Genomic DNA, 21,562 nt, shown 5'->3' with positions numbered 1-21,562 from the left:
ATGTGTGGTATCGTCGGTGGCATTGCGGAACGCAGCATTACCAATATTTTGATTGAAGGCTTAAAACGCCTGGAATACCGTGGCTATGATTCAGCAGGTTTAGCCCTGATCAACAATCATCAGGTCCTGCGTGAACGCCGTGTCGGCAAGGTTTCCAACCTTGAACAGGCGGTGAATGAATCACAGATTAGTGGTTCCCTCGGTATTGCACATACACGCTGGGCAACCCATGGCAAACCGACTGAAGAAAATGCCCATCCGCATATTTCTGAAAATGTGGCAGTGGTTCATAATGGTATTATTGAGAACTATCAAGAACTTAAAGATGATCTTGAAGCTTTGGGCTATGTGTTTACCTCACAGACGGATACTGAAGTGGTTGCCCATCTGATCAATGATGCGCTGAAATCTACCCCAAGCCTGTTAGAAGCTGTACGTCAGGTGGTTCCGCAACTAAAAGGTGCTTATGCACTGGGCATTGTACATACGGATCATCCAGATGAACTGATTACCGTACGTGAAGGCTCTCCACTGGTGATTGGTGTCGGCATTGGCGAGAATTTTATCAGTTCTGACCAACTGGCTCTGTTGCCGATTACCAACCGTTTTATCTACCTGGAAGAAGGTGATATTGCCCGTTTGACCCGCACCACTATTGAAGTCTTTGTCGATGGTCAACTGGTCGATCGTCCGGTCAAAGAACTGGATGCTGCGGTCAGCAATGCTTCTAAAGGTGAGTACAAGCATTACATGCTCAAAGAAATTTATGAGCAGCCTGAAGCGATCAAACAGACGATTTCCCAAGCCTTGAATGGTAATGACCTGCGCGAAGACTTCCTTGCCAGTGCGGAACAGGACTTCTCCAAAATTCAGCAAGTCCAGATTATTGCCTGCGGTACCAGCTATCATGCTGGCATGATCGCCAAATACTGGTTTGAACAGCTGATCGATCTGCCTTGCCAGATCGAGATTGCCAGCGAATTCCGTTATCGTACGCCAGTGATTGTAAATCACACGCTGTATGTTTGTATTTCCCAATCTGGTGAAACTGCCGATACCTTGGCTGCATTACGTGATACACAGAAACGTGCGGCTACCAAAGGACTAGACATTACCACCATGACGATCTGTAACGTGGCAACCTCCTCGATGGTACGTGAAACCAATCACAACCTGCTGACTTTGGCAGGCCCTGAGATTGGTGTTGCATCGACTAAAGCCTTTACCACACAGCTAGCTGCACTGATGCTGTTGGTACTGAAACTGGGTACAGTCAAAAATACAATTTCAGCAGAACAGGTCACAGCTATTAGCACCGACTTATGGCATATGCCAAAAGTGATTCTGGATACCTTGCATCATAACGATGAAATTTTACGCCTTTCTGAACTGTTTGTAGAAAAGCAGCACTGTCTGTTCCTGGGCCGCGGTACACATTTTCCGATTGCGCTAGAAGGTGCCTTGAAGCTGAAGGAAATTTCCTATATTCATGCTGAAGGTTATGCGGCAGGTGAACTGAAGCATGGTCCATTAGCCTTGGTCGACAACGACATGCCCGTGGTTATTCTGGCGCCACAGGATGACATGCTGGATAAACTCAAATCCAATATGGAAGAAGTGCAGGCACGTGGTGGTGAGCTGTTCGTCTTTGCTGATGAAAACAGTGGTATTAAAGCTAAAGACCGTCAGCATGTGGTCTTTGTACCAAGCGTCGATCCAATCTTGGCACCAATTGTGTATAGCATTCCGGTGCAGTTATTGTCTTATCATGTGGCTGTACTTCGTGGTACCGATGTGGATCAACCTCGTAATCTTGCAAAATCAGTTACCGTTGAATAAAAACTAAAAAGGCTGGCTCGACCAGCCTTTTCATTGCTTGATATGAATGGATATACCTATGACAAAACTGACTTGTTTTAAAGCCTATGACATTCGCGGCAGATTGGGCAGCGAACTTAATGAAGAGATTGCCTATAAAATTGGTCGCGCCTATGGACAAATTTACCAGCCAAAAACCGTTGTAGTCGGTTGTGATGTCCGCCTTAGCAGTGAAGATTTAAAACAGGCCACCATCCGTGGTTTAAATGATGCGGGCGTGAATGTTCTAGATTTAGGCATGACCGGGACTGAAGAAGTTTATTTTGGTGCCTTCCATTTAGATGTGCAAGGTGGTATTGAAGTCACTGCCAGCCATAACCCGATGGACTATAACGGCATGAAACTGGTGCGTGAAAATGCCCGCCCGATCAGTGCCGATACAGGTTTAAAAGAAATTCAAGCACTGGCCGAAACGGGCACTTTTAATGAGGTTGCAGAAAAAGGCACAACCGAAAAATATAATATCCTGCCTGAATTTGTCGATCATCTAATGACCTATATTGACCCTGCAAAAATTCACCCGTTAAAACTGGTGGTCAATCCCGGTAATGGTGCTGCAGGTCATGTGATTGATGCGATTGAGGCAAAGTTTAAGGAACTGAATATTCCTGTCGAATTTATTAAAATTCATCATGAAGCCGATGGCAACTTCCCAAATGGTATTCCTAACCCGCTATTGGTAGAAAACCGTGACAGTACCCGTAATGCCGTGATTGAGCATCAAGCAGATATGGGTATTGCCTGGGATGGCGACTTTGACCGCTGTTTCCTGTTCGATGAAAAAGGCCAGTTTATTGAAGGTTATTATATTGTCGGTCTGCTGGCGCAGGCTTTCCTGCTGAAGCAGTCTGGTGAAAAAATTGTTCATGACCCGCGTCTGGTCTGGAACACTTTTGATATTGTTGAGCAGTTTAAAGGTGAAGCCATTCAGTCTAAATCTGGTCACTCTTTTATTAAAGAAAAAATGCGTGAGCACAATGCTGTATATGGCGGTGAAATGAGTGCGCATCATTACTTCCGTGACTTCGCTTACTGTGATAGCGGCATGATTCCATGGCTACTTGCTATCGCTGTATTGTCTGAAACAGGCAAATCCTTATCTTCTCTCGTGGAAGAAATGATTGCCAAGTTCCCATGTTCGGGTGAAATCAATTTTAAGGTGGCCGATACCCAGGCAACCATCCAAAAACTTTTCGATCATTATGCCGATCAGAAACCTGAAATTGATCAGACTGATGGCGTCAGCCTGAATTTTGGTAGCTGGCGTTTTAATGTGCGCGCATCTAATACCGAACCATTATTGCGTTTGAATATTGAAAGCCGTCGTGACCAGAATCCACGACCAATGCAAGACTATGTGGATGAGCTGACCCAGCTGATTCAAGGCAGCTAAAGTCAGAAAAAGAGCCAGATCAAAATGGCTCTTTTTTATGCTTGATACTTATCTGAAAAAATTAATCGCGATAGCCTTGTGGATTCTGCTTCTGCCAGTTCCAGCTGTCTGCCAGCATATCTTCCAGACCATATTGTGGTTGCCAGCCCAGTTCTTTTATTGCACGGGTATTATCGGCAAAAGACGTCGCCACATCGCCTTCACGACGCGGAGCGATTTCAAATGGAATCTGTACCTCGTTGACCTGCTCAAAGGTATTTTTGATTTGCAAGACTGAACAGCCTTGTCCCGTACCAATGTTCCAGGCACGGCAACCTTGTGCTTGCAGACGGTTAGTCAATGCACATAAATGCGCATTGGCCAGATCCACTACATGAATATAATCCCGTACGCCTGTCCCATCTACCGTATCGTAATCATCACCAAAAATAGATAGTTTTTCACGACGGCCCACAGCCACCTGAGTCACATACGGCATCAGGTTATTGGGTATCCCTTGCGGGTCTTCACCAATCTGGCCACTTTTATGTGCTCCAACCGGATTAAAATAACGCAACAAGGCGATTGACCAGCGATCATCGGATGCCGATAGTTTTTGTAATAGCTGCTCTACAATCAGCTTGGTATAACCATAGTTATTGCTCGGCATACCGGTCGGCATATCTTCATTTAAAGGCGAGATATTGGCTTCATCATAGACTGTAGCCGAGGAACTGAAGACCAGACGGAATACACCAGCGCGCTGCATGGCCTGTACCAGGCTGATGGAACCTGAAATATTATTTTCAAAATACGTCAGCGGAATTTGCTGGCTTTCCCCTACGGCTTTTAAACCGGCAAAATGAATCACGGCATCAATTTGATAGGTACTAAAAATCTGATTCAAAATATTTTGATCTAGAATATCACCCTGAATAAAATCCAAAGATTTCGAAGCCAAAGCCTGCACACGATTCAGAGATTCTTTAGAACTATTAGAAAGATTATCTAGTACCACGACTTCATGTCCGGCATTTAATAATTCCAGACAGGTATGTGAGCCGATATAACCTGCACCACCGGTTACCAGTACTTTAGTCACGCTGTTTCCCCATTAATATTGCAATTAAACCTTGTGTCGAGGCATCCAGCGCGGATACATCCGCCTGTTCACCATTTAAAATCGGCAAGAGCTGGTTAGCAATTTCCTTGCCTTTTTCGACGCCCCACTGGTCAAAAGGATTGATATTCCACAGCACTGACTGTACAAACACTTTATGTTCATACATGGCGATCAGCATCCCCAGACTATAAGGATTGAGCTCTTGCATTAAAATAGTTGAACTCGGCTGGTTGCCTGCATACTGCTTATAGGTCGGTAGGTCAGCCAGTTCACTGGCATCAAGCGCCTGATTACCAAAGGCCAGTAGCCGCGACTGTGCCAGACAGTTGGACAGAGCCAAATGATGCTGTTCAATCAGCGCATCGGCATTGTCGGCATAGGTAAACTGGTTCGCATTATAACGCTGGACCGGTGCAATAAAATCACTGCTCACCGATTGGGTGCCCTGATGTAATAACTGATAGAAAGCATGCTGGGCATTCGGTCCGACTTCTCCCCAGATAATCGGGCAGGTATCCCATTCTACTTTCTCGCTATTACGCTGAATGGATTTACCATTGGATTCCATTTCCAGCTGTTGCAAATAAGAAGCAAAATATTTTAACCGGCCATCATAAGGCAATACTGCATGGGTTTGTATATCCAGGAAGTTGTTGTTCCAGACCCCTAACAGTCCCATCAACACCGGAATATTCTGTTCAAATGGAGCCGTCTGGAAATGCTCATCTACTGCATGGGCACCCGCTAAAAAGTGCTGAAAACCCTGTACCCCAATCGTCAATGCAATAGGCAAGCCAATACAGGACCAGAGCGAATAACGGCCGCCAACCCAATCCCAGAGCAGGAATTGGTTTTCCGGAGCAATTCCCCAAGCAGTCATTTTCTCCGGCTTGGTCGAGACCCCAATAAAATGATGCTGGATCGTGCGCAGGTCTTGTCCCAGGGTTTTTTCCAGCCACAGGCGTACCGTTTGCGCATTAGAGAGGGTGTCAATAGTACCGAAAGATTTGGAGGAGATAATAAACAGTGTCGTTTCAGGGCGCAGCTTATGCAGCAGATCAGACAGCTGGCTACCATCCATGGTCGATACGAAATGTACATTTAGGGGACGCTGAGTCGGCTGTTTAAAGTCAGACAGGGCTTGACTGACCATCAGCGGTCCCAAATCCGAACCGCCTACCCCGATATTGACTACATCCTGAATCACTTCACCGGTAGCACCGCGGTACTGTCCAGCATGGATTTTTTCTACTAAGGTGAACATGCGCTGTAACTGGGTATGCACCTCGGCAGCCAGTTCAGGATGCTGTTCATTCTGCTCAGGCAAACGTAAGGCCCAATGCATTGCAGCACGCTGCTCGGTATAGTTAACCTGCTCTTGGGAAAACAGCCGTTTGATCCATTGTTTCAGATCTTGTACCTGTGCCAGTTGCACCAAAGCCTGTAGCACATCCTGATCTATTCGATGTTTACTAAAATCAAAGGTTACCGGCTCCAGATTCACCGAGAAGTGCTGAAAACGCTGAGGATCTTGCTGAAACAGCTCTTGCAGATGCTTGTGTTCAAACTGCTGTTTTAAAATATTTAATCGGCTTAAAACCGCCTCTTTCTCTTCGAAGGGATAAGGTTGCTGAATTACACTCATTAACGTCCTACTCCCTTATAGGCAAAGCCTTGTGCTTTCATATAATCCGGATTATAGATATTACGTCCATCTAGGATCAGTGGATGCTGCATGTGATTCAACAGGCTGCGGTAATTGGGATTCCAGTATTGTTTCCAAGCTGTGAGCACGCATAGGGCATGTGCTCCATTTACAGCCTCGTACTGATCTGTGCAATACACCAGATCATCGCGTTGGCCGTAGACTTTTTCAATTTCCGCCAGGGCTTGAGGATCATGCAGCTTGACAGTCACCCCTTGTGCCCAGAGTGCGGTCAACATGGCATGAATCGGGGATTGCTGGATACGCGAGGTGTTTTCCTTAAAGGATGCTCCCCAGATCGCTACAGTTTTCCCGGCCAGATCACCATGGTAATAATTCCACAGCTTGCGAAATAGCAGTTCTTTTTGCTGCTCATTAATTTCCCAGACCTGAGCCATTAGCTGGCTTTTCGCGCCGGTGCCTGACACAGTACTGGCCAGGATCTGAATATCATGCGAGAAGTTTTCACCGCCGAACCCTGCCCCCGGATACAGATAAGATGAACCAATCCGGCTATCTGCTGCCAGCCCCTGGCGTACATGCTCAATATCAATACCAAGTTTTTCAGCCACCAGAGCCAGATCATTGATATAGCTGATGCGCGTGGCCAGCATGCCGGACACGCTCAGTTTGGTAAATTCGGCATCCAGAACCGGCATAAACAGGTATTGCTGTTCACGCGGGAATAACGGCCTGAGCAGTTCCTTCAAAAGTGTTTTCGCTGTTTCATTGCTATAGCCAACAATGAGCTGACTGGCTTCGGTCAGGCTGCGTAAGGCATTACCTTCCTGAATCACATCTGGTAAATAGATCCAGTAATCTTCTGAAAGAATCTGCTGGAATTTTTCGGTACCGTGCAGGCCCAAGGTAGAAGCATTGATCATCAGTTTTGGATGGATAATTGGACGCTGCTTGAGCTCACGCAGGATTTCCAGTCCCTGACTTTCTTCAGTCGGACTTAAGCTAAACAGATAGACATCAATATCTAAAGGAATCGCCTCGAACTTGCAGTATTGTAAAAAGCCCTTGGCATGCTGCTTGTTCAGTAACTGCTGTACGGCCTCATCCTGTGCATAGACTTGCTCGGAAGATGGTTTTTTCAGCAAATCACACCAGTAGACCTGATGACCACATTCTGCCAGTAAGGCTGCCATGACACCGGCATATAGGGTCTGACCAAATACTGCAATGTTCATAAGGATCCTTGTTATTGTTAAAGTCTGTATTTAGAGCTTCAGTTCTTGAATCAGGGCTTTAAAGGACTCACCCAGTACTGGATGATCCACACCATAATGCAATACAGCTTTCAGATAACCCAGTTTGCTGCCACAGTCAAAGGTCTGGCCTTTCATGCGATAGGCCTCTACCGTATCAGTCTGCTGTAACATGGCAATCGCATCAGTCAGCTGGATTTCATTGCCTGCACCACGTGGGGTCTGTTCCAGTAACTGCATGATTTTTGCCGGCAGGATATAACGACCCACTACCGATAAGTTTGAAGGCGCCGTTCCCACCGCCGGCTTTTCTACAATACCTTGCATCACGATGCTTTGTCCTTCAGCAGGTGATTCTGCGACATCCACAATGCCATACTGATCCACCAGATGATCCGGTACGGCTTCAACCATAATCTGCGAAGCTTGTGATTCATTAAAGCGTTGAATCATCAGGCTTAAATCATTTTCTGTGTCTGAGTCTTTAACCAACACATCTGGAAGTAGTACAGCAAAGTCTTCTTGCCCCACTACTGCTTTAGCACAGAGCACGGCATGACCTAAACCAAGTGGTTGTGGTTGACGTACGCTGATCACGCTGACATGTGGCGGCAGAATTTCAGTGATTTCCTTAAGCAGGTCAAATTTCTTTTTTTGCTCCAAGGTGGTTTCCAGCTCAAAACTACGGTCAAAATAGTTTTCAATCGAGGCCTTGGAGCTATGGGTGACCAAGATAATCTGTTCAATTCCCGCAGCGACCGCTTCTTTCACCACATATTCAATCGCTGGACGATCTACCACCGTCACCATTTCCTTAGGAATAGATTTGCTGGCTGGGAGAAACCGGGTACCCAAACCTGCGACTGGCAAAATGGCTTTCTTAATCATAAATAAACTTCACTTAATTAACTTTAATTTCTTTACCACGTTGATAGCCATCAACATAATACTCAAGCTGTGACAAGGCCCAGTCAATATCTGCCTGCATGGCAGAAAGTTCCTGCATTTTATCAAACACTTGTGTAATTTCCTGTAACGGAACGTGTTTTTCAAATGATCTTAGGATACGACTATGTGACGTAATCTCGGTATTTTCCTGATCAATAAGCAATTCTTCATACAGCTTTTCACCTGGACGCAAGCCGGCATACTGAATTTCTATATCACCCTCCGGATGCTGCTCATCACGGACTTTTAGCCCACTCAAGGCAATCATTTGACGGGCCAGGTCCTGAATACGCACCGGCTCCCCCATATCTAGCAGGAATACATCGCCGCCCACGCCCAGGGCACCGGCCTGAATCACCAACTGTGAGGCTTCAGGAATAGTCATAAAGTAGCGGGTCACATCCGGATGAGTCACGGTAATCGGCCCGCCTTTGGCAATTTGCTGCTTGAATAGCGGCACTACAGAACCCGAAGAACCAAGAACATTCCCGAAACGTACAATACTAATCTGGGTCTGTTGTTGCGCTTCTGCCATCGCCTGACAGTAAAGTTCTGCCATACGTTTACTAGCGCCCATGACATTGGTCGGACGTACCGCTTTATCGGTCGAGATCAGTACAAAGGTTTCTACACCTTTTTTCACCGCAGCATTGACACTGAAGGCTGTGCCTACGGCATTGTTTTTCAGGCCTGCTAGCGGATTACACTCCACCAGCGGGACATGTTTATACGCTGCAGCATGATAAACGGTTTGCACCGCATACTGTTCAATCACACGTTCCAGTTTTTGCTGATCCAGCACCGAGCCCAGAATCGGAATAATCTCACACTGAGACATTAAACGTAGTTCTTTATCAATGTTATACAGGGCAAACTCGGTTAATTCAAAAATAACGATTTTTGCCGGCTGGTTTTTCACAATCTGCCGGCACAGCTCCGAACCAATCGAGCCGCCTGCACCAGTGACCATCACCACTTTATCTTGAATATTTCTGGCCAGAAGCTCCGGCACTGGGGGTACCGGATCACGTCCCAGCAAGTCAATAATATCGACTTCCTGAATATCAGAAATCCGGATTTCACCATCAACCAGTTTGGTCAGCCCGGGAATCTCGGTAATTTTTAAATGTGCTGGTTCCAAAAATTTAATGATTTCACTTTTGCGGACCCGCCCGACCGAGGGCAAGGCAATCAGGATTTCATCAATTTTTTGCTTACGCATGAGCTTGAGGGCGGTCTGGGCGTCATAGACTTTGAGTCGACCCAGCTGCTGTCCCGTCAATGAGCGTTTGTCATCAATAAACATGACCGGCAAATGCGCATTGGAACGATAAAGTGCAGCTGCAACCTGTTGGCCTGCATGCCCCGCACCATAAATCGCAATGCGTTTTTTCTGTACGTCAGCCTGCAAATAGGAACGGATAATAAAGCGGATGATCCCCCGGCTAAACCAGATCCAGGCAAACATCATAAAGCCAAACATCAGCGGAATAGAGGTCGGAATAAAGGCTGGAGTAAAATAAGCCAGCGCATACAGGCCGGCGACAGCCAATGCAGTCGCTAGTCCCATCTTGATCATAAACACTTCATTATAAGTACGGACAATGAAGCGGTAGACCCCACAGATAAACAGCGATGCCACTGCAATTACGCTGACCCAAATTGCACCAAAAGCCAGATTAGGCACGACCTCTGCGCCTAAATCAAAACGGCGAATGGCATAACATAGCCAGATCAAGACTGGAAAAGCACAGAAATCCAGAATAATTAAAAATGCAAGTTTGGCAGCTCGTGGTGATTCTACGAAAGGCGTAATGATCGATTTCACTGGGTACCTTGTCTCAATTCTAATAAATTTTTAATGCATCACGATTTTATTGGTAATTTAAAGTGATATCTCATAGAGAAATGCACCGAATTCGGTGCACTTATCTTGCAAAAGTTTAAGCAACTATTCTATGAATGACCTGTTCAATTGCCGTCACAGTTTTGTTAATACTTTCATCACTTAAAGTTGGATGAACTAAAAACATCAGACTGGTTTCCCCCAATTGCTGCGCATTTTTCAAACGCTGTGCCGGACGCCATGGCGTGCCATCAAATGCATGTTCCAGATAGACCTCTGAACAGGAACCGCTAAAACAAGGCACATTCTGCGCATTGATGTCCTGCATGATCCGGTCACGTGACCAGCCTTCAGGCAAAACCTCGATATTGACCTGCACATAACATTTATAGGCAGCATGCACATAGTCACCGGATGGACGATGGACGCTAAAATATGGACTGTCTCCAAATGCAGCATAAATCTTTTCCATATGGGCTAGGCGTTTTGTGGTCCATTCCGGCATTTTTTTCAGCTGGATACGGCCGATCACAGCCTGCATTTCCATCATGCGCCAGTTGGTGCCAAAGGAGTCATGCAGCCAGCGGAAACCCGGTGGATGCTGCTTGTTATAGATGCTGTCAAAGTTCTTACCATGGTCTTTATAGGACCACATTTTTTTCCACAGGGTTTCGTCATTGGTTGTGACCATACCGCCTTCACCACCTGTCGTCATAATCTTGTCCTGACAGAAGGACCATGCCGCGACATGACCGATTGAACCGGCAGATTTACCTTTATATTTTGCGCCATGCGCCTGTGCACAGTCTTCGATTACATATAGGCCTTTATCAGCAGCCAGCTGCATGATCGGGTCCATGTCGCACATCCAGCCTGCCAGATGCACACAGATAATGGCCTTGGTATTTGGGGTAAGTACTGCTTCAATGGTTTCAGCAGAAATATTCTGTGAATCCAGCTCAACATCGGCGAAAATCGGATTTGCCCCAGCCGTGACAATGGAGCTAGCTGAGGCCAAGAAGGTACGTGAAGTGACAATCACATCATCCCCTGCGCCAATGCCTAAGGCTTTTAAAGCAACATCCAGCGCGACCGTTCCATTGGCTAAAGCTACTGCATACCGAGTTTCTGCAAACTGGGCAAATTCTTTTTCAAACTCACGGCATTCCTGTCCGGTCCAGTAGTTGACTTTATTCGACAATAAAACCTGGGAAACCGCATCCGCTTCTTCTTGGGTAAAACTTGGCCATGGTTCAAATGCAGTGTTTAACATGATGTGTCCTGAATTTTTAAAATTTAAAAACTTATTTTTTCTCTAGAATCCGCGCCGGATTGCCGACCACGGTCACACCCGGTGGAACGCTTTTGGTGACGACTGCACCCATACCCACTACCGCACCCTTGCCAATGACCAAAGGTTTGTTGGGTGTACCCTGTTTGATCACCGCACCTGTACCAATATAGGCATGATCTTCGATATGGATATTGCCATTACATTTCACCCCGGGAGCAAAGGTGACGTAATCGCCAATGATACAGTCATGCTCTACATAACTGTATAAATTGGCATGAAAACATTTGCCAATCTTGATATTGGAGGTGAGAGTTACAAACGGGCTTAGGGCAGCACCTGGGGCAATTTCTATTGTATCCATACGCACAACATTATCTGCCTGAACCGTCCAGAGCTCAATTGCATCTTGTTCAAGTTTTATCGCAATTTTTTCACGAATTTGACTATTGGCAATCGCAATTAGAACGGACTTTCTATCGGCCTTTAGATTTTTAAATGTTGCATAATTCAACGCTCTATGTCCATTAACCGTCATTTCTTCGATCAGACTGTCATCTATAAAATAGATTTCGGCATTTATATTCTGACGCTGTAATTGCTGGCGAGCCACAGGCATCAAGCTTCGGCCACAACCTGAAGCGCCATAGACGGCATAGATTTCAGTCATGGAGATTGTCCGTTTTTGTACCGGTAAATTTGGTCATGGTCGCTTCACCCTCGGCACTGATATCGTCTTTTGCTAAAACTTTATGTACCGTTTTAAACATGATTTTAAAATCCAGCCAGATGGACTGATTTTCGACATACCAGGTATCCAGCTTGAATTTTTCTTCCCAGCCAATGGCATTGCGGCCATTGACCTGCGCGTGACCCGTCATACCCGGCCGTACATCATGGCGTTTGGCCTGTTCAGTGCTGTAAAGCGGCAAGTATTCCATCAGCAGGGGGCGTGGGCCGACAATACTCATATCGCCTTTAATCACGTTCCACAGTTCCGGCATTTCATCCAGACTGGTAGAGCGCAGCATTTGACCAAAAGGCGTTAAACGCTCACTGTCCGGCAATGGATTACCCTGCTCGTCCACAGCATCTTTCATGGTGCGGAATTTGATCATTTCAAAGGGCTTGCCATGTAAACCGGGACGCACCTGGCGAAACAGGACCGGAGAGCCCAGATTTTTTTTCACTTTGTAAGCAACAAGGGCATAAAGTGGTGAAAGCAGAATTAAGGCAATGGAGGCGATGATAATATCGAGAAGGCGTTTTAGCATTTAGATCAAACCCATTTCTTGCATCATATGTGCGTTTACCTGATGTACATCGTATTTATGAAGTGCAATTTCTCGGGAGCGACTTCCCATTTTAGCAATAAGCTCTGGCTGAAGAATGAGTTTCTCCATTGCTTTTACTAAACTTTCCACGGATTTTACTTCAACCAGAAAGCCATTATCACCATCAGTAACAGTTTCACGACAACCTGGTGCATCCGTGGTAATAATTGCCCGGCCCATTGCCATGGCCTCTAAAACTGTACGGGGTGTGCCTTCACGATAAGAGGGCAACACATACACCGAGCTTTGTGCAATTGCAGGGCGAACATCGGATAGTTTCCCCCAGTAGTTTAATGTGTTACTGGCCACCCATTGATCCAATTCTTGCTGGCGAATGGCCGAAGGATTTTCATCAATCCAGCCCACCAGATTAAATTCTACATGCGGATATTTATGTTTGATAATTTTTGCTGCTTCGGCATATTCACGGACACCTTTATCTCCCAGTAAACGTGCAATCAGCAAGAAGGATATTTTAATTTTTTGATCAGCAGTTAGAGGCAAAGGCAATACATTGAAGTCGGCAACATTAACCCCAGAGCCGTTCACTACCACTGTAGGCGTTTGAACGGTTAAAAGCTTTAAGTCCTGAAAAAGTTTTAAGTCATCCGGATTTTGGAAAAATGCCTTATGACTGTGCGACAATGCCTGCTGGTATAAACCATGAACCAGTTTCTGGAAAACACTACGCTTAGTCTGAGTTTCTACATTTTGAAATGCATAGCCTAAACCTGTAATTAAGGCATACCGATTCGGTACTTTTGCGAGCCACGCGGCGAGTGTTCCATAGATCACTGGTTTGATCGTATAAGATAAAACATAACCAGGTTTGATTTTTTTTATAAGCGTATACATGCTTCCTAAGGTTTTTAAGTCTGCTACAGGATTAGTGCCTGTGCGTTGCATGGAAACTTCATGTATGAAATAACCTAAATCTAGGAGTTTTTCATGTTCGGTAGGGAAAGAAGGCAAATCGGGTGCAATAATATGGATTTCATAGCCTTTCTGATGAATCGCTTCGAGTAACTTTCCACGAAAGTTTAAGACTGAAGGGAGAAAACTAGAAATAATTAAGAACTTCATTATTTTAAACTCTTATCTAATTCTTTATTTTTAGTACCAATAACACTTAATAATAAAAATATTAGACAGGGTAAAAACATCCACTTTTGTCTCATAGCAATACCTAAATTCGCTGTAGTAGTAGCCAACATCATCAAACAAATAAAGAAGTATACCCATAAAAAGATACGATTTGACTCAATTGAAGGCTTAGATTTCTCTAAGTAGGCAACAATCCCTAAAATCAATAAATAAATTAAAATAATATTGTCTAATGAAGCAATTAGAGCAAATAGTGTATGAGCTTCAAATGGTAAAGGTCTAAATAGATAGCTTAACATTTGCATTGGCAAGCTCATTGAGGCTATATCTAAACTACTACCACCACTTAAATTAGAATTCTGTCTTTTATCTACGTATGCATCTACATCGGATAACCCATCTGCTTCTGACAAACCAATATAATTTATCATTATAGGAATAATAAAAGCTGTAATAATAAGTGATATAGTTCCAAAAAAAACTTTTATATACAATGAAGTTCTTTTGTCGAAAATAATAGAAAAAGCAAATGCAATAGCTAATGCAGCACCTATGTGTGGTCGTACCATAAACATAGAAAAAATTGAAAAAAATAATAATACTTTACGATTTTTAAAATCTAGTGCGGACCATAATGCTAAACCTAATGCCATAAATGAAATAGCATCTTTTCCAAGTGCAGTAGTCCAGAAACTTATGGATGGTAAAAAAACAATTACCCAACCTAGTAATTTAATATTTTTACTTTTATATAAAGTTGCTTGCTTTATTGATCCTGCAAATGCTAACAATCCAATATAACCAATAAAACCATGTATTAAAAATTGATCAACATAAGAAAAACCTAGAAAATCATGCAAAAAATAAGTAAAATATATAATAAAAGAAGTACCAAAATTGAACTCTCTATTATCAAAATTTAATGCATTGTAATAATATTTGTTTGAATCCGCCCCAAAAGTTAAAGCAAACCATATATATACTATACAAAATAAAGTATGCCAAAGATATAAAGCCAAACTTAATTTGTAATTTACCTTAAAGTAATTACAAATTTTTAGAGATAAAATTAAAAATATAGAAAATAATATAGGCGCCCAAATAATATTTGAAAAAGCATCAAACTGATACATCACATTCCCTTTAAATAGATTTCTTCATATAAAATTACAATACGAGATAAAGGAAATTCTTTCAAAATTCTTTCCTTATTTTCAGTTATAACTTCTGAAAAATCTTTTATATTACTTAATATATCTTCTAATATACTTAAAATTTTCTTTTTATCTTGTGCTATAAATTTTTCATTATTTAATAAAAATTTAGAGTCTCCAACATCTAATGCTGTAACCAAAGTACCAACAGCCATCGCTTCACCTAAAACATTAGGAAATCCTTCAGTCTTAGAATGTAAACAAAAAATATCCATAGCTTTCAAACAATACGGAATATCTTCACGCTGCCCCAGTAGTCTAAAATTATTAATTAGATTATGTTCACTAAGCCAACCCATAAGCTCATTATTATTAATAGTGTTATCACGGCCAACAAGCATAAATATTAAATTAGAATCTGTCTTAACCAACTCTCTAGCAACTTCTACAAAAAGCTTTTGATTTTTTACAACATTAAAACGACCAACCGATCCTATTACGGTAGCATCTCTTGGAATATTAAATTCTTCGCGAATTTTATTTCGGTCTTCTACTGTCGCAACTAATTTATCCAACTCAAATCCATTTGGGATAACATGCATTTTACTAGCGTCATAACCGATTTTAATGTGAACATCTTTTGATACATGTGCAGCACATACTATATCTGTCGGAACTGAATAAGATAATTTTGCGCAAATTTTGCGCAAAATTACAGTTAGTCTAGAAGCACCCTGGGTTACATCAGTCGTACGAATACCCCAAATAATTTTCTGAATATCTAAACTTTTAGCGGCCAATCCCCCTAAGAAGTCTGCATGGTACATCCAGGTTTGAACGATATCTGGTTTAATCTCTTTCAGTAATTTTTTTAAAGAAAAATATATAGAAAAAATTGATAATAAAGATGACATATTAAGCGTATAAACGCGAATACCTGCTTCCTTTAAATCCTGACCTATTACACCCAAATCCGTAAGGGAAATTACCTCATGATGAAGATTTCCTTTTTGTTGGCTGTGCAAAACTAAACGCTTCAGCATTAATTCAGCACCACCAACATTTAAACCAATAATGACATGAACAATTTTTTTCATTTAGCAAGTTTCTCAATCACATGCTTAAGGGTTAGCTCTTGAACCCAAAATTTCCCTGGTTTAAATTCAAATTCATTCTCAGATATTCTTACATATTTACCGGCTCGACCATTTATGGAAAGTTGTTCGCATGTATCTACTCCAATAAAAATAGATGACTCAATAATTAAAAACTTTTTAAGTTTTTCACTATAAACAAAATCTGTAGCTAAGAAGGATGAGCCAAACTTTTCCTTAACTCGATATGCTAACTCAAGCGCCTCATTTGGGATTTCTTTCTTTTCATAATTGCCAGCACCAGAAGCACGAAAGTCACCTTTATTAGGATAGCGGTAATAGCCAAAAAGATCATCTCCAACAGACATTACACGTAAGTCATAAGTCGCATCTTCAATAAAATCTTGAAAATAAACATAGTCTTTTTGAGAAGAATATTTAAAATATGTTTCCTTACCCTTATAGGAAAAAACTTGATCAACTACCTTCTTTGCCTGATCAAAGCTATCTAATTTATCCACACCGAAAGAAGCTGAACCAGTCGAAATTTTAGAAATTAGAGGATATTTTGCACTCTTTAAATAATCTATTACTTCAGATTTAGAGTGGCTTACAAATGTTGGAATTGCTGGTAATTTATGCAACTTATATAAATAGTGCGACCTTATCTTATTTTCATAAGACCAGATTTCTTTATAACTAGGAAGGCAATTTTTTCCCATTTCCTCGAGTATACAAATTTTACCTTTAGCGATATCTTGAGTGGATGGATCTGAATCTGTATGCCAAACAATCAAGTCATACTTTTCTGCCTCTTCCATCCAGTCAGATCTATATGGATCAAAATATGAATAATTTATATTATTATTTTTCAGAAAGCGCTCATACTTAGGATAATAAGCGCGCTCCTTAATCAAGCCTTCATCAGCATAATTATCCGCATCTCTCACGAGTCCGACACGTATATTGACAGGCTGCTTTAAAAGAATTTTTTCAGCTTGATTCAAATATTTATCTAATTGTGCCGCACTCATTAAATCATTTTGAGATTTATTACGTCGTTTTAAATAAAGCTTCTTTAACCAAGGAGTAGATAAGACCAACTCACGAAAATACATTTTTGACATACTTTATCGTCCTTGGAATTGATTAATACGCTGATCAACAATTATCCCATTCTGAACTGCTATTGCATCTTTAAGAACTATATCTGGAGTATCATCAATTAACTGATTTAAATATGGTGCTATATTTTCACTTAGACTTTCAGATATCGTTTTAAAAAATAGAGTTGGAGTATGATCAACTGCATAATGAACAATATTATCCACCACATATATTGGATTAGTTAATGTAGTTGGAATTGAGGTTTCAACTCCCCCATTACGATCACAAGAAATATCAATAATTAGTGAGCCTTTTTTCATTTTACTTAAATCATCTTTGTAGATAATATGATCTTTTCGACTTGTATCCCATAAGATAGCATTAACAAATACATCGTACTTACCTATTTCATCTCGTAATAATTGTTCAGTACGACGATCATATACAGTTATATCAGCACTCATCATGGTTAAAATTTTCAATGCACCTCTTGCAATATTCCCACGACCTAATAATGCAACTTTTGTGTTATATGGAAATAAACCATGGAGGGTGTATGCATGAACAATAGCTGCTTCCCCTGCTATTTCATTATTTCTCCAAAAAACATGCCGTCCTTTTTGAAACATATCCTCCCAAGCTATGGCAGTTAGTTTATTATTAATCAACCTATCTGTAATATTTTTATTCTGTACAGCATGTACCCACCCAAAAATTGTCTGATTAAATAGTTTATTTAAATATTTTGCATCACCAATTTTGGGGTCACAAATAATATCTTGCTTTAACACAAGCTCACGATCAACTATATTTACCCCATAGGACAAATAGTCCTCGTCACAATAACCAAGAACTTGTCCATAGCCTTTTTCTATATAGATATTTTCTGGATTTTTTATTTTTTCAATATGGGAAGGAATTAAAGCTCTGCGCTTTTCATTTAACTTATCGCTTATAGGAAAGCCTAACGTTTTCATAAAACCTCTTAGATATTTACATCATTACAATATTCACAAACTAATCAAGCTAGCACAATTAGATACCAGACTTCTTCTTAATAAAATCCTGAACAATTTTATCAGTATAATTACCAAAGAAAGGATTACCTGCATATTGTGCGAATCGAATAGTTTGTCCGAATAAATTTAACTCAATACATCGCCATTTATTTTGTATGTCTAAACACATATCTAAGCTAATTAGATTTGTATTAAATATTTTTTCAGCAATACATTTTGATGAATAAATTAATTCTGAATAAAATGGTAAGGACTCATTATCAAATATTACATTTGTATTAGGATGTGTGAAAAACTTTCTACAATATTTATCAACTGCATAGCTATTTAGCTTTCCTGTATCTGAAATATTACAAACAATTCCACCTGCAGTTTCATTATCAAGACTGCCATCTTTCCCCATACGTAAACTTGTATTTAAAATTTGAAATTCTCCATCTATTTTAATTAAGCATACCCTAATAGTATTTATACTATCTGAATTAAACTTATTCATTAAAACTGATTGTTGAATTTTTTGCTGTACAACTAAATTTTTAAATTTTGGATATAGCTCTTTTAAATCAAATTTATTCTTAATAAAATATATATCACGCCCACCGAAGCTATCTACACTTGGCTTAACTACAATAGGAAAATCAATATTACAATTGTCAATATAATCTTCAATATGATTTATTTTATTTAAATTCCCATCGTAGTAAACATTGTCTATCTTATGAAAATAATCATTTGGAAAATACTCACTACCAAACCATTTATTATAAAAATTCTTATTTTCCATAAATACACTCTCAATCCTTGGATTGAAATAGGGCTCAAAATATAATACATATATTTCTTCTGGAACAATGTATCTATTATATGAACCAGTTAGGCTTTTAGTAATTTCTACTGTTTTTACACTAACTATAGGAGAAATCTTTTTCCAATAACCAATATAATCATTTTTCTCTTTTTTAGTTAACTTACTTTCCTTAAATTCACCATTTCTGTAAACATGTTCATACCGCTTATAAAAAGAGTAATAAACTGAAAATACCTTCCAAAAAAAGATAGCTTTAGATTTGATTAAATATTTAAAACTCATGACTATTACCTAAGCTATGTTTCTTAAAATAAATATAAGAACCTACACCCAAAATAAATTGACCTATAAAAATATTAAATGCCCCTCCCACAATACCAAAGTATTTAATTAATGGAAAAGCACAAAGGAATCCAACCAATGAGGCTAAAAGAGTGATTCTCATTACAATATTATCTTTCCCTCTAACAATTAAATAGTTTGTAGCATAAATACTATATATAACAATACATAAAACTCCCAAAAGCAGGAATAAAAACACCTCTTCTAAACCTATATAATAGATTCCTAAAAAATTAAAAATATTATTATGAAGAATCCATATAAGGAAAAATAAAAATAAAAAAGTACTTAAATAAAATTTTCTATATGTTTTGAAGCTATTTTTATTCTTCACTAAATATGGGAAAAATGTAGTAGATACAACTGAGTTAAAAACTGTTAGAATTTGAATAACTTGTCTAGTTGCTCCGAACATTCCTGCTGCACTTTTTCCTAAAATCATACCTACAAGAAAATTTGTTGTATTATTAAATAAATTTGGTACAAATTGATTTATAAATAGAGGAAAGCCAGATTTCAAATTTTTTTTAACAATATTTAATTTTATTTTTACAATCCTTATTTGATAATTTTTTAACAAAAAGATATTAGAAAAAATTCCAACAAATATATAGCTTAAACCAAAAATTAAAGGATAAATCCAATAATCTTCAGGCTTCTTTATAAAAAAAAATACACATAATGTAAAACTAGTTTTAATAATTAAATCAAAAATAGTAATATATCGCATCTGTTCCACACCACGAAAAAACCATTCTGGAAATAAAGTTTGGCCAATAAGCATTAAGCACATCAATGAATATACTAGAAAATCAGCTCTAAATTGTGGAACAAACAAAATCAAACCGCATAGACAAAGCAATGAAAAAATTAATAAAATAATTTTTGAGATCATTGTCTTATTATAAATATAAATTAACTGTTTATTACTATGTCTATGTTGGGCGATTTCACGTGTAGCTGATAAGTTAAATCCATAATCGGTAATAGCTTGAAAATATGTAATTAAAGATAAAGCTAAAACAATTGCTCCATACTGCTGAAACCCCAATACTTTAATTAAATAGGGAAGTGTGACAAAAGGAAGAATAGCATTGACCAACTTTAAAATAGATAATGAAAAAAAGTTTTCCAATAGCCTTTTTACTTCGCCAGATTTTAATAAGTGAGACAATTGTTTAAACATAAGTTTAATTTTTTAATGCCTTTACATACCAACCCATTGCCAATTCAATGCCTTGATTGATTTTTTTAGTAGGTTCGTAGCCTAAAAGACTTTGAATTTTGTTTATACTGGCTTGTGAGTGCCGAACATCCCCTGCACGGAAGTCCCGATATACAGGCTCTTTCGTATAAGTCACACCATTTTCATTTAATGCAGCTTTAATGGCATTAAATAAATCATTGAGCGTGGTACGATCTCCGACTGCGACATTATAGACCTGATTTTTGGCTTCATCATTTTGTGTAGTTGCTGCCAGAATATTGGCCTGGACCGTGTTTTCAATAAAACAGAAATCACGACTGGTTTCACCATCACCATTAATGAAAACATCATCACCAGCAATCATGGCTGCTGTCCATTTTGGAATGACTGCAGCGTAGGCCCCATTCGGGTCCTGACGCTTGCCGAAGACATTGAAGTAACGCAAACCAATCGTTTTAAAGCCGTAAGTTCGAGCAAAGACTTCAGCATACAGCTCATTTACATATTTGGTGACCGCATAAGGCGAAAGTGGCTTGCCGATATTTTCTTCAACTTTAGGCAGTGCCGGATGGTCACCATAAGTTGAACTGCTGGCGGCATAGGTAAAACTTTTGACTTCTGCATCTCGTGCAGCTGTCAGCATATTTAAAAAGCCGGTAATATTGGCTGCATTGGTGGTAATCGGGTCGGCAATTGAACGGGGTACAGAACCTAAAGCTGCTTCATGCAAGACATAGTCCACTCCTGCACATGCTTTCTGGCAATCTGCAAAATTACGGATATCACCTTCATAAAACTTGAAGTTTGCCCACTGTTCAGGTTTGACCAGACTTTGCACTTCATCCAGATTATGCTGATGACCTGTGGCAAAATTGTCCAGACCCACCACATTTTGGTTCAGCTTTAACAGGGTTTCCAGTAAATTTGAGCCAATAAAGCCTGCTACACCGGTAATTAACCAGGTTTTTGGTGCTTGTTGTAATTGCTCGCATACAGTTTGATATTGGCTCATGTTT

At 40.3% G+C, this 21,562-nt stretch carries 18 protein-coding genes; 2 read left to right on the top strand and 16 right to left on the bottom strand.

Annotation, left to right across the window (positions count from 1 at the left end; all coding sequences use genetic code 11):
- Both glmS and ACTJIX_RS01645 read left to right on the top strand, forming a co-directional pair.
- Positions 1-1,839, top strand: a complete 1,839-nt coding sequence (gene glmS / locus ACTJIX_RS01650) for a glutamine--fructose-6-phosphate transaminase (isomerizing) (RefSeq protein ID WP_440611107.1) — start codon at positions 1-3, stop codon at positions 1,837-1,839.
- A gap of 58 nt (positions 1,840-1,897) precedes the next feature.
- Positions 1,898-3,271, top strand: a complete 1,374-nt coding sequence (locus ACTJIX_RS01645; RefSeq protein ID WP_273798306.1) for a phosphomannomutase CpsG — start codon at positions 1,898-1,900, stop codon at positions 3,269-3,271.
- Positions 3,272-3,332: 61 nt separating this feature from the next.
- Here ACTJIX_RS01645 and galE read toward each other — a convergent pair whose 3' ends face one another.
- The 16 genes from galE to ACTJIX_RS01565 all read right to left on the bottom strand — a co-directional run bounded on the left by galE (position 3,333) and on the right by ACTJIX_RS01565 (position 21,558).
- Positions 3,333-4,352 carry a UDP-glucose 4-epimerase GalE gene (gene galE / locus ACTJIX_RS01640; RefSeq protein ID WP_440611106.1) on the bottom strand — a complete coding sequence of 340 codons (1,020 nt, stop codon included), beginning with the start codon at positions 4,350-4,352 and terminating at the stop codon, positions 3,333-3,335.
- Positions 4,345-6,018: a glucose-6-phosphate isomerase gene (gene pgi, locus ACTJIX_RS01635; RefSeq protein WP_440611105.1), complete on the bottom strand. Its 1,674-nt coding sequence runs from the start codon at positions 6,016-6,018 to the stop codon at positions 4,345-4,347. Before pgi ends, galE begins: the two co-directional genes overlap by 8 nt.
- Positions 6,018-7,274: a nucleotide sugar dehydrogenase gene (locus ACTJIX_RS01630; RefSeq protein ID WP_108619560.1), complete on the bottom strand. Its 1,257-nt coding sequence runs from the start codon at positions 7,272-7,274 to the stop codon at positions 6,018-6,020. The genes pgi and ACTJIX_RS01630 overlap by 1 nt, the downstream gene beginning before the upstream one ends.
- A 30-nt stretch (positions 7,275-7,304) precedes the next feature.
- Complete coding sequence (gene galU / locus ACTJIX_RS01625) at positions 7,305-8,180, bottom strand: UTP--glucose-1-phosphate uridylyltransferase GalU (protein ID WP_184104240.1); 876 nt, start codon at positions 8,178-8,180, stop codon at positions 7,305-7,307.
- 13 nt (positions 8,181-8,193) lie between these two features.
- Positions 8,194-10,068, bottom strand: coding sequence for a polysaccharide biosynthesis protein (locus ACTJIX_RS01620; protein WP_440611104.1), 1,875 nt, complete (start codon positions 10,066-10,068; stop codon positions 8,194-8,196).
- A gap of 115 nt (positions 10,069-10,183) precedes the next feature.
- Positions 10,184-11,359, bottom strand: a complete 1,176-nt coding sequence (locus ACTJIX_RS01615) for a DegT/DnrJ/EryC1/StrS family aminotransferase (RefSeq protein WP_440611103.1) — start codon at positions 11,357-11,359, stop codon at positions 10,184-10,186.
- 31 nt (positions 11,360-11,390) lie between these two features.
- The gene (locus tag ACTJIX_RS01610; protein ID WP_440611102.1) at positions 11,391-12,047 is read right to left on the bottom strand and encodes a NeuD/PglB/VioB family sugar acetyltransferase; all 657 of its coding nucleotides are present in this window, start codon (positions 12,045-12,047) and stop codon (positions 11,391-11,393) included.
- Positions 12,040-12,651, bottom strand: a complete 612-nt coding sequence (locus ACTJIX_RS01605) for a sugar transferase (protein ID WP_440611101.1) — start codon at positions 12,649-12,651, stop codon at positions 12,040-12,042. The genes ACTJIX_RS01610 and ACTJIX_RS01605 overlap by 8 nt, the downstream gene beginning before the upstream one ends.
- Positions 12,652-13,794 carry a glycosyltransferase family 4 protein gene (locus tag ACTJIX_RS01600; RefSeq protein WP_440611100.1) on the bottom strand — a complete coding sequence of 381 codons (1,143 nt, stop codon included), beginning with the start codon at positions 13,792-13,794 and terminating at the stop codon, positions 12,652-12,654.
- Positions 13,794-14,948 carry a hypothetical protein gene (locus ACTJIX_RS01595; RefSeq protein WP_440611099.1) on the bottom strand — a complete coding sequence of 385 codons (1,155 nt, stop codon included), beginning with the start codon at positions 14,946-14,948 and terminating at the stop codon, positions 13,794-13,796. Before ACTJIX_RS01595 ends, ACTJIX_RS01600 begins: the two co-directional genes overlap by 1 nt.
- Positions 14,948-16,066: a glycosyltransferase family 4 protein gene (locus tag ACTJIX_RS01590; protein WP_440611098.1), complete on the bottom strand. Its 1,119-nt coding sequence runs from the start codon at positions 16,064-16,066 to the stop codon at positions 14,948-14,950. The genes ACTJIX_RS01595 and ACTJIX_RS01590 overlap by 1 nt, the downstream gene beginning before the upstream one ends.
- Positions 16,063-17,190 carry an ATP-grasp domain-containing protein gene (locus tag ACTJIX_RS01585; protein WP_440611097.1) on the bottom strand — a complete coding sequence of 376 codons (1,128 nt, stop codon included), beginning with the start codon at positions 17,188-17,190 and terminating at the stop codon, positions 16,063-16,065. The genes ACTJIX_RS01590 and ACTJIX_RS01585 overlap by 4 nt, the downstream gene beginning before the upstream one ends.
- Before the next feature lie 3 nt (positions 17,191-17,193).
- Positions 17,194-18,147: a N(5)-(carboxyethyl)ornithine synthase gene (locus tag ACTJIX_RS01580; RefSeq protein ID WP_440611096.1), complete on the bottom strand. Its 954-nt coding sequence runs from the start codon at positions 18,145-18,147 to the stop codon at positions 17,194-17,196.
- Positions 18,148-18,205: 58 nt separating this feature from the next.
- Positions 18,206-19,279 (bottom strand): sugar-transfer associated ATP-grasp domain-containing protein, encoded by a 1,074-nt coding sequence (locus tag ACTJIX_RS01575; protein WP_440611095.1) that lies wholly within the window; start codon positions 19,277-19,279, stop codon positions 18,206-18,208.
- Complete coding sequence (locus tag ACTJIX_RS01570) at positions 19,269-20,525, bottom strand: oligosaccharide flippase family protein (RefSeq protein ID WP_440611094.1); 1,257 nt, start codon at positions 20,523-20,525, stop codon at positions 19,269-19,271. Before ACTJIX_RS01570 ends, ACTJIX_RS01575 begins: the two co-directional genes overlap by 11 nt.
- A gap of 4 nt (positions 20,526-20,529) precedes the next feature.
- Entirely contained in the window at positions 20,530-21,558 is a 1,029-nt protein-coding gene (locus tag ACTJIX_RS01565; RefSeq protein ID WP_440611093.1) for an NAD-dependent epimerase/dehydratase family protein, read from the bottom strand.
- Positions 21,559-21,562 lie beyond the last annotated feature (4 nt).

Source organism: Acinetobacter sp. 22323 (assembly GCF_052044895.1).
GTDB classification, from domain to species: Bacteria; Pseudomonadota; Gammaproteobacteria; order Pseudomonadales; family Moraxellaceae; genus Acinetobacter; species Acinetobacter schindleri.
Note: the sequence above shows the minus strand (reverse complement) of the source record. Positions and strands in the feature narration are given on the sequence as shown.